Annotated in this window: 3 protein-coding genes and 2 pseudogenes; 1 reads left to right on the forward strand and 4 read right to left on the reverse strand. The window is 51.8% G+C overall.

From position 1 onward, the window contains the following. Positions 1–478: 478 nt before the first annotated feature. Positions 479–1,735: an MFS transporter gene (locus tag HMPREF9412_RS09695; RefSeq protein ID WP_009591294.1), complete on the forward strand. Its 1,257-nt coding sequence runs from the start codon at positions 479–481 to the stop codon at positions 1,733–1,735. 59 nt (positions 1,736–1,794) lie between these two features. Here HMPREF9412_RS09695 and HMPREF9412_RS09700 read toward each other — a convergent pair whose 3' ends face one another. The 4 genes and pseudogenes from HMPREF9412_RS09700 to HMPREF9412_RS09720 form a co-directional block, all read right to left on the reverse strand. Then, on the reverse strand, positions 1,795–1,986 hold the full coding sequence (locus tag HMPREF9412_RS09700) for a hypothetical protein (protein ID WP_015737648.1): 192 nt from the start codon (positions 1,984–1,986) through the stop codon (positions 1,795–1,797). A 187-nt stretch (positions 1,987–2,173) separates the two neighbouring features. Further along, a pseudogene (locus tag HMPREF9412_RS33580) lies at positions 2,174–6,642 on the reverse strand (S8 family serine peptidase). A gap of 364 nt (positions 6,643–7,006) precedes the next feature. Then, positions 7,007–9,019, reverse strand: coding sequence for an NAD-dependent DNA ligase LigA (gene ligA, locus HMPREF9412_RS09715; protein ID WP_009591290.1), 2,013 nt, complete (start codon positions 9,017–9,019; stop codon positions 7,007–7,009). Between the two features lie 80 nt (positions 9,020–9,099). Then, positions 9,100–9,411 (reverse strand): annotated as a pseudogene (locus HMPREF9412_RS09720) (ATP-dependent DNA helicase PcrA); the annotation flags it as partial.

Raw genomic sequence — 9,411 nt, forward strand, 5'->3', positions numbered from 1 at the left:
AGAAGCTAACGTATTAACGTTTGCTTGTCTTACATTGACGTGATCCATTTGTTCAGTTTTCAAGGAACTTGTTGGCTGCTTTGCCGATCAAATCTCAATCAGCAGCGCAGGTTTATATCTTATCAAGCATTTAACTTGATGTCAACACTTTTTTTCGACGCCGTTCGACAAGCTTCAAAAGCTTTCGTCAAAAGCGACAGTTAGTAATATACCACGACCCAAAAGATATAGCAAGCATTTTTAAAAGAAAATATGTAAAGTTTCGCATAACATCGTTGATGACATGATTAATGCCTGTTGGAGATCAATATTCATTCGAGTCTGTCTACCTCGCCCGTATAAATTTGCTTAATCATGGAGCGCATTTTGATTTAAGTATCATCTCGAAATGTAATTGATTTCCTATACAAAAGGTTTTAAGGTTAGTTCATCGCTTTTTCACAGACCGACTACATCTATTAAGAAAGGAGTTCGCCGCATGGCAGACAAAAGCATCGCTCTCCAAAAGCCCAAAGATACTCCAAGTCCTGCGCATGGAGAGGCAAATCAGGCTACAGTATATAAAATTCTAATCGCCATCAGTTTCGTTCATTTGTTTAATGATTCGATTCAGTCCGTGATCCCTGCTATCTTTCCCATATTAAAGGATAATCTGCTGCTTACCTTTACGCAGATCGGTTGGATCTCCTTTGCCATTAATTTTACTTCATCCATCATTCAGCCGGTCATCGGGTACGCCGCGGATCGAAGGCCGACACCGATTCTGCTTCCGATTGGGATGTGTTTTACCTTTGCAGGCGTATTCATTCTTGCATATGCACATACATATATCCTGGTTCTGTTCGCTGTCGTTCTGATCGGATTAGGCTCCGCTACCTTTCATCCTGAGGGAATGCGGGTCGCTCATATGGCTGCAGGCATGCGAAAAGGTTTGTCCCAATCGATCTTTCAAGTAGGGGGCAATGCCGGGCAGTCACTTGCTCCGCTTCTAACACGATACATTTTCGTACCGTTCGGACAGTTTGGCGCGATTGGCTTCACCTTCGTTGCCGCGGCTGGTATCATCGTGCAATCCTATGTTGCCCATTGGTATCACGGCATGCTGAAAGCCGGTTACACGTTTAAAAAGAAAGCTGCCGGACGCATGCTTGATCCCGCTCGCCGCAAAAGCGTACGCAATGCCACGCTGGTTCTCGTCATTCTCGTGTTTATCCGCTCCTGGTATGGCGCAGCCATTAGCAGCTATTATGCCTTCTACCTCATGGATGCATACAAAATCACGATTGACAATGCTCAGATCTATATTTTTCTGTTTCTTGCATCCGGGGCCGTTGGCACCTTCTTCGGCGGTCCGTTGGCCGACCGCTTTGGCCGTCGCAACATGATCATGCTCTCCATGATCGGCACGGCACCCATTGCGTTGATTCTTCCGTTCGCCTCCCCGTTCTGGGCGGCTGTATTGCTGCTGATCGGCGGGTTTGTTCTATTGTCCAGTTTCTCGGTCACCGTTGTGTATGCCCAAATGCTGCATCCGGGTAATATCGGTACGGTATCCGGGCTGATCACCGGGTTTGCTTTTGGCATGGGCGGGGTCGGTTCGCTTGTGCTCGGAAATCTCGGGGATGCTTGGGGAATCGGCAATGTGATGATCGCCATCGGCTTCTTGCCGCTGCTAGGTCTGCTTGCCCTGCTTCTTCCGGGTGATGACAAGCTGGATCAGTGGTCAAGGGAATAGTCGTACTATGGAAAAAGACACTCATAGGGCTGCACAATGGTGCGTTGGTGAGTGTCTTTTTATTTCATTTTTTTGACGAGTTTTATGAACCAGTATAGGAATATCCATGGGAGCACGTATTTAGTCACCCACTCGAAGCTCAACTGAATAGCTCCGGCTTCTGATCCCTCAACCAGATTCCCCACTACAGAAACCATAACGAAAAATAGCACGATGGCAATGGTTGCATAGAACACTGTTCTATATCTCATGTCATCCCCCTTCATCGAATTCAGGCGCTACCAAAATATTACACACCCCAGAATGTCGAATCAACCTATTTGTTGAAAGTAACAAGCAGCGAGCGCATTATAAAGAGGAGATGCCCCGTCACGTCGATGACATGGAGCAGCTCCTCTTTAACTCAACCAGAATTGTATTGAAACAGCTTAGCCTTCATTAAATTTTGTTCAGATAATCCAGTAAACGGTACACAATGACGGATACCTGTGCTCGAGTGGAAGTCTCGCCCGGTGCGAAGCGGTTGCCGCTCACTCCCTTCACCAAACCTTCGTTTACGGCAAAGGCCACGGCCGCACGTGCATCCTCCGAAATCAGATTCGTGTCGCTAAATGACAAGGATGCCGTCTCGGAATCCATCTTCAACGCTTCCGCAATCATGACTACCATGTCCTCGCGGGTCAGCGGATGCTTCGCCCCCGCTTCTTTGCTGCGTGTTTCCCAATCGATGCCTGTCTCGAAAATACGATCAAGGAGCGTCGCAAATTCGGCACGGGTTACCGCATTGTTCGGCGAGAAACGTCCCGCACCGGTACCGTTCGTGATATGCTGCGAGGCAGCAACCTCAATCTCATCCTTAGCCCAGTGGCTGACGATGTCGTTAAAGGTCACGTTATTCTCGGCGGCCACATAAGAGCCCGGTCCGTCGATACGGAACGTGATCGATCCGCGCTCAGCCGATTGCAGCAATCCTGCGGATTGCAAGTCACCTTTTTCCGACTGAACGTAGGCACCCACCTTGCGGGCATCCTTCACTTTGGCGGAATCATAGGTTAGTGTCAGCAAAATCGAATGCTTGAACTTGTCGGCATGCTTCACCGTTACGAGCGGCGAAACCACATTCAAGCTTGCAGGATTCCCCGCCTTGCCGGCAGCTACCGACACCGTCAAAGTGAATCCGCTGGCCGTCGTGAAATCATCCAAAGCTTCGGCAGGCACCGTCAAGGTAAAACCGTTACCCGTGATAACAAGCGGTTTGCCTGATGCTTTCAGTTTATCGACAGTCGTCTTGCCTAGGGTCAGAGCTACGTCGCTGTATTTGCTGAAATCCAGCTTGGATACGTCCAGCTTCACTTCTTTACTTTCACTAGTAATTCCTGTAGTAACCGCTGCTTCAGACAAAGCTGCCGTTGCGGATTCGGTGCCATCCGCATTTTTCTGGGTGGTTACTTTAGCATCCCCTGATACTTCAGGAGCCGGAGTGGACGGAGTTCCCGTGGAGCCGCCGCCGGAAGATGAGCCTCCACCGCCGGAACCTCCGCCTGGGTTACCTGGGTCCGGGTTGCCCGGTCCTGGCGCGCCTGTCAACTGCAGGTCAACCGTCGCTTTTCCTTCCAGACCTTGGCGGTCCTTCACGGAAAGCTCTACCGTATAGTTCCCTGAAGACAATCCGTCTAACGCGATGGTAAAGGCGCCATCCTGCTCGACATCAAAGCTGCCTTCCTTCGCTACCGTTTTATTGGCTCTTTTAATAACATAAGTGGCATCCAGCCATTCGCTCACGTCAAAATCAATAGCCCATTCATCCCACAACGCCGGAACTGCCGTTACATAGAGATCATCGATCGTGCCGGTTAGTGCAGGATTGCTCTTGCCGGAGATTTTGACATCTGCATTCGTTTGAATCGAAGGTGCCGATCGCTTCACGAAGAAAGGAATCGTGGCATAATCCGAGTGAACCACGAGATTCGTATCCAAGGAAAGAAGCTCGATCGAGTACAATCCATCCCGAACCTCTACCTCTTCCTCGGTTTCATAGTCGGCATACTTCCCGTTCCAACCGATCGTAAAGGAAGTATTGGCATCAAAGTAGGCTTCACCTCCGAATATTTGGCCGATAATGCCGTCACCGTCAACACCTGCTTCCGGGTTGAGGCTGTCATACAAGTCCACAATGACGATCTGCATCGGATTGTAGAATTCGAAAGCCAGGTTGAGCTTGCCCAGCTCACCGGTCTCGGTCAACGGAACATGCGGCAAGTAGGTTTCGGTGTCACTATAGGCTTTTGTATATTTCACGCCCGTGATTTCAAGATTAAAGTACGCAACGTAAGGAACCGAATAGGTGTGGGTTCCATTCGTAAAGGTAATATACCCTTGTTGTTCCGATACGCCCTCTATCCCTTCCGGCACTTGAAGGGTCACTGTAACCTCTTCTTGACCGTTGAGGGTGAAGGTGCTTTTATCGGTTGTAACACTTACTCCCGGCGTGACCTGCGTGTTATTGATTTGCACATTAAACGTGCCGCCCGCGTTTCCAACGCTCTCTACCTTTATCTTTTTCTGAACGGTCTTGGCAGACTTGCCGGTAAAGTTACCGAAATTTATGCTTCCGGTGATGTTTTCCTTTTGGTTGGAAGTTCCGTTCTCTTGATACGAAGTCTTGTCCAAGACCTTCACCAGCGCCTCTGCCTGAATGGTCTGGAGCGCCTGTACGCGTCCGGCCCCTTGATCTGTCACATCGTAGGATTCAGTATTCAGCACTTTGGCGTTATTCATCAAGGCGACTTTGACATCGAACGGAGTCCAGTCGTTGTGCTTCTCCAGGATGAGCGCCGCAAGCCCTGCCACATGCGGGGACGCCATACTAGTGCCTGTTAAGCGGTCATAGGACTGACTGTAATCCGCACCTGCAATGTCCTTCCCGTATGCCGGAACGGATGACAGAATGCTCGTACCCGGCGCTACCACGTCAGGCTTGATATCCAGCGTCTTTTTGGCCGGGCCTCTAGAGCTGGAATCATTGATTTCATCGCCAGGGGTTCGGTTTTTAATAAAATCGGTGAAATTCACTTTCAGATCCGGGTTGGCATCGAGCAGCGATTGGATATAATCGCCGTCTTCTTTGCTCATACTAAAGGTTGGAATGAAGGCAAAGCTGTCTCCCAGCAAGACGCCGATCGGGCCAGGGTTCTGGTTGAATACGATGGCACCCGTTGCGCCTGCTGCCTTAGCATTCGCAATTTTATCAACGAAGGCGAGTTCGCCGCGTTTAATCAATGCGATTTTGCCCGCTACGTCTTTGCCAGCGAAATCCTCTGGTTTACCCAGATCCGCATAAATGAGTCCGAAATCCCCATTCAGGACGACTTCAGGGTCCTCTGCCAGATTCCACGCCATTAATTCAAGCTTATACGTAGCATCTACCACGGTAACCGGAGCGGCATCGTCAGCCTGAGGGGCTACTTCATCGTCGGCAGATTCAACTGGCACTTCATCAGTGGCTGGCTCCTCTGCTGCGCGGTCACCCGATTGGACTAAGTTTGAATCCTGCTCCGGATTAACGGAAGGCGCCGTGTCATCGGTCGATGCTTCCTGGGCAGCTTCATCGATCTGTGCTTCTGCCTGCTCGTCAGGCGTGACAGATGGTGCTGGTCCTTCTCCAAGCTCAACCGTGCCCTCATTGTTTTCAATGGGCTTACCCGGCAATTCCGCGTCCGTGAAAAAGTGCGATGTTGCCGCCATTTCGTCGCTTGGCCCCGTGGAGTTTCCTACCGTAATCGGAAAAGCCGCCGCCCCGGCGATCCAACCGTCCAGCGGTTTGGCCCTGTATTGCCGCTTGCAACGACTGGCGTGACACCAGCCAGCGCAGCATTGTTAAGTGCTACGGACGTTACATAGTCCGGATCATTTCGGGAATTGCCCAGGGAGAGGTTGATTACATCCATTCCGTCCTGAACGGAACGGTCAATACCTCCCAGTACCCAGCTGGAATAGCCGCTTCCGTACGGCCCAAGAACGCGGTAAGCATAGATATCCGCTTCGGGAGCAATGCCCACGACTCCATATTCGCCGGCATCACGGGCTCCGATGGTACCCGCTACGTGCGTTCCATGATCGGTCCAATACGTGCTCCCCCTGTCATCGACCTGCGGGGGATTGGAGGGATCATTCTCCCAGTCGAGCGGAGTCGTCTCATAAGGATCATTATCTTTGTCGACAAAGTCGTACCCGCCCTTATAAGCATCCTTCAAAACCGGGTGAGCGTAGTCAATACCTGTATCAATAACGCCGACTTTAATGCCTTTGCCCGTATATCCGAGATCCCAGACATCAGGAGCACCGATGAACGGCCCCGTGTCTTTCATGTATGGATTCACTTCGCCCTTCGGTCCAACCGTTACCTCCAGATCGGGATAAACGCCTAGAACGCCAGGGATATCCAGCAGCGCTTCAACCTTGCTGCCATCGATCTCCATCGACACCCCGTTGAATGCGTAGCTATATTGATCGGAGATTTCATGCGTGATGTTCTTCGTGTTCAGGCTGCGTATAAAAGTCCGCTGCTCCAATTGTACCTGTGCTTCAACCTTCGCCTCTGCGGATGAGCTGAATGATTGGCCCTGAATCGAGGAAAGCCCTTTGGCCAAAGCCACTGGCTCGGTAGACAATTCTACGATAACCTTTGTAGGCCCCCCAGCCGATTTCTGCAGGCTTTGATCAAGCGCGGGAAACTCCGCAAGCTTAGCTCGCTGTTTCAGCATATCCTTTATCTGCCTAGCTTCTTCGGCACTGAGCGGATTGTTCAGCTCGATCTGCCGTTCAGACGGAGCCGCCCCGGCCGCTGGTGCAACCAGTGATAGCGTTAATGCAAAACTTAGTAGTGCAGACCACAACTTTTTACTCAAGGCTTTGCCCCTCCCATAAGATAGATTTCCCAATCAAATTAGGGTCCGGGATGTCATCAGCATATCTGCGCTGCCTAACGATGGTATCCACTCCTTTCCGCATAAGACTGACCCGTGGTAAATTATTCTAGAATCCAAAATTAGATTCCTTCATCCTTTTCTGTATGTTTTTGTTAAATTCAGTCGAATGTTTAGGAGCTTTTGACGAATGATCGAAAACTTCATAGATTCAAGGAAAATATGGCTTACATCGCAAGTAAGGGAGGAGAAAGGAATTCGGGAAAAAGAAAGAACCGAGGCTATCGATAGCCTCGGTTCTTATGGGGTTGCAACTGATATTGCAAAATATATCCAGGGTATGCTGTTATTCGTTCAACAACCGCACGAACTCTTCTTCATCCTCCAGGATGTCGATGCCGAGCTGCTGGGCTTTGGCCAGCTTGCTGCCGGCTTTTTCGCCTGCAATGAGGAGGTCGGTTTTCTTGGACACGCTGCCGGTGACCTTCGCGCCAAGCGCTTCCAAGCGTTCGGTTGCCTCTTCGCGGGTCAGCAGATGGAGGGTGCCTGTTAACACAACCGTTTTGCCGCTGAAATAGGAATCGGTGCTGACCGGCTTCGGCGCTTCCGGCGCTTTCGCTTGGACGCCCAGCGAGAGCATCTTCTGGATGCTCGCTTGGGCAAACGGGTCGGCGAAGTATCCCGCGATGCTTTCGGCCACGATGCCGCCCACGTCCGGCAGCTCGACCAATTCTTCCGCGGTCGCCGCCATCACGCGGTTCAAATCACGGTAGTGATCGGCCAGCATTTTGGTTGTGGATTTGCCGGTATTCGGTATGCCCAGTGCAAATAGGAACGATGCAAGATCCCGCTCCTTGCTCTTCTCGATGGCATCCAGCAGATTCTGGGCTTTTTTCTCGCCGAAGCGCTCCAGCTTCAGCAAGCTGTCAAACGACAGTGTATAAAGATCCGCCGGTTCTCTCACGCCCAGTTCGTCGTATAACTGGATCGCGGTTTTATCGCTGAATGTTTCAATGTCCATGGCATCCCTGGAAGCAAAATGCGTGATCCGGGCCACGATTTGCGGCTTGCACCCCGTCTTGTTGTTGCAGAAGAGGTGGGCGCCGCGCTGTTCCAGCGGAAATCCGCAGGATGGACACTGTTCCGGATACAGGATCTCTTCGCCATCCTGCTCCTCCGTCACTTTGCCGAGGATCTCGGGAATGACGTCATTCGAACGGCGAATGAAGACCCGCGAGCCCAGCGCGAACTTGAGGTTCTTACGCTCAATATCCCCGATATTGTTCAGCGTACAATTTTGCACCGTAACTCCGGCCAGCTCAACGGGCTCTACACGCGCTAATGGCGTGATTTTTCCGGTCCGTCCCACATTCCAGGTAACCGACTGCAGCACGGTCGTGGTTTCTTCCGCTTCGAATTTGTAAGCGACTGCCCAGCGCGGGAACTTGTCGGTATATCCAAGCGCCTCGCGGATGCGGAAATCGGTCACCTTCACAACCGCCCCGTCAATGAGGTAATCGAGCTCGGAACGGCGTTTCTCGATATCGGCCAGCTGCTCCATCACATCATCAAACTGCTCGAAATAGAAAATGTACGGGTTGACCTTCAGCCGATTCTCGCGCAGGAAGTCCATCATTTCCTTGTGGTCGGCAAAAGTGATTCCATCCGAGTAGCCGACATTATAAAAGTACGCGTTCAGCTTACGCTCGGCCGTCACCTTCGGATTCAGATTGCGAAGCGCTCCTGCGGCAGCATTACGCGCGTTCTTGAGCGGCTCTGCCGCGGTTTGATTGTATTGTTCCAGCACGGACAGGTTCATGATGCCCTCGCCCTGCACTTCGATCGTGCCTTCCGTGTACGGGATCGTCATCGGCACCGACTTGATGGTCTTCACCTGTGCCAAAATGCCTTCGCCAACCGTTCCGTTGCCCCGTGTCGATGCTTGAACCAGCTTGCCGTCCTGATAGGTCAGATTCAGCGTCAGCCCGTCAAACTTCAGCTCCAGTGCATAACAAGGCGACGGCAGAGGATTGCCGGGATTCTTCGTATTATAGTCATTGACCAGCCTGACCACGCGATCATGCCAGGTACGGAGCTGCTCGATGTTCTGGGCTTTATCGAGACTCCATAACGGAGCCAAATGGCGGTGCGGAGCAAAACCCTTCAGAATCTCCCCGCCCACCCGCTGGGTCGGAGAATCCGGGAGCGTCACTCCGGTCTCTGCCTCCAACGCTACCAGCTGGTCGTACAGGGCGTCATACTCCTTGTCGCTTACAAGCGGCTGATCCAGCGTGTAGTAATGGTAATTATAATTGTTCAGCTCCGCAATGAGCTTCTCCATCTTTTCCTTGAAATCCATGCAGGGGCAATCCTCCTTCAATATAATAAGGCCATCATGGGTTATGCTGCTTTAGATGCATATTTACCTAGTTCTATCCCTTATTCCACCTTCGTAATCGGCGCAAAGCCCGCAAGCAGGCGTTTCACGCCCACAGGCGCCGGGAATGCAATCTGCAATTCCATGTCGTTGCCGCTGCCCTTCACCGCTACGATCGTACCGGTCCCCCATTTGCCATGGGCGACTTTGTCGCCGGCCTTAAAATCGCCGCTGCCCGAGGCAGCCGCTGGACGGGATGAACCACCGGTTGTCATCGTCACCCGGCTCTTCGGCGCGGCTTGCGCGGAAGCGGTCGATCCGCTGAGGGAGAGGTCCACGCTGCGGCCGCCGCCAAAGTTGCTGCCTCCACCGCC

It is taken from the genome of Paenibacillus sp. HGF5 (genome assembly GCF_000204455.1).
Classification (GTDB): Bacteria; Bacillota; Bacilli; order Paenibacillales; family Paenibacillaceae; genus Paenibacillus_AQ; species Paenibacillus_AQ lautus_A.